This is a genomic window from Acetobacter sp. P5B1 (assembly GCF_018811985.1).
In the GTDB taxonomy this organism is placed as follows: Bacteria; Pseudomonadota; Alphaproteobacteria; order Acetobacterales; family Acetobacteraceae; genus Acetobacter; species Acetobacter cerevisiae.
Window position 1 is genome coordinate 1 of record NZ_JACRVS010000086.1, and the last position, 1,258, is coordinate 1,258.

Below are 1,258 nucleotides of genomic sequence, written 5' to 3' on the forward strand. Positions count from 1 at the left end.
ATTTAAAAGGATCTAGGTGAAGATCCTTTTTGATAATCTCATGACCAAAATCCCTTAACGTGAGTTTTCGTTCCACTGAGCGTCAGACCCCGTAGAAAAGATCAAAGGATCTTCTTGAGATCCTTTTTTTCTGCGCGTAATCTGCTGCTTGCAAACAAAAAAACCACCGCTACCAGCGGTGGTTTGTTTGCCGGATCAAGAGCTACCAACTCTTTTTCCGAAGGTAACTGGCTTCAGCAGAGCGCAGATACCAAATACTGTCCTTCTAGTGTAGCCGTAGTTAGGCCACCACTTCAAGAACTCTGTAGCACCGCCTACATACCTCGCTCTGCTAATCCTGTTACCAGTGGCTGCTGCCAGTGGCGATAAGTCGTGTCTTACCGGGTTGGACTCAAGACGATAGTTACCGGATAAGGCGCAGCGGTCGGGCTGAACGGGGGGTTCGTGCACACAGCCCAGCTTGGAGCGAACGACCTACACCGAACTGAGATACCTACAGCGTGAGCTATGAGAAAGCGCCACGCTTCCCGAAGGGAGAAAGGCGGACAGGTATCCGGTAAGCGGCAGGGTCGGAACAGGAGAGCGCACGAGGGAGCTTCCAGGGGGAAACGCCTGGTATCTTTATAGTCCTGTCGGGTTTCGCCACCTCTGACTTGAGCGTCGATTTTTGTGATGCTCATCAGGGGGGCAGAGCCTATGGAAAAACGCCAGCAANTTACGGTTCCTGGCCTTTTGCTGGCCTTGAAGCTGTCCCTGATGGTCGTCATCTACCTGCCTGGACAGCATGGCCTGCAACGCGGGCATCCCGATGCCGCCGGAAGCGAGAAGAATCATAATGGGGAAGGCCATCCAGCCTCGCGTCGCGAACGCCAGCAAGACGTAGCCCAGCGCGTCGGCCCCGAGATGCGCCGCGTGCGGCTGCTGGAGATGGCGGACGCGATGGATATGTTCTGCCAAGGGTTGGTTTGCGCATTCACAGTTCTCCGCAAGAATTGATTGGCTCCAATTCTTGGAGTGGTGAATCCGTTAGCGAGGTGCCGCCCTGCTTCATCCCCGTGGCCCGTTGCTCGCGTTTGCTGGCGGTGTCCCCGGAAGAAATATATTTGCATGTCTTTAGTTCTATGATGACACAAACCCCGCCCAGCGTCTTGTCATTGGCGAATTCGAACACGCAGATGCAGTCGGGGCGGCGCGGTCCGAGGTCCACTTCGCATATTAAGGTGACGCGTGTGGCCTCGAACACCGAGCGACCCTGCAG

Annotated in this window: 1 protein-coding gene and 1 pseudogene; one reads left to right on the top strand and one right to left on the bottom strand. The window is 55.0% G+C overall.

The window, feature by feature from the left end:
• Positions 1-897: 897 nt before the first annotated feature.
• Positions 898-960, top strand: a pseudogene (locus KP703_RS16030) (type VI secretion protein); the annotation flags it as partial.
• A gap of 13 nt (positions 961-973) precedes the next feature.
• On the opposite strand, the gene KP703_RS15485 reads toward KP703_RS16030, so the two are convergent.
• A partial coding sequence (locus KP703_RS15485; RefSeq protein WP_215755559.1) for a hypothetical protein occupies positions 974-1,258 on the bottom strand: 285 nt, incomplete at its 5' end.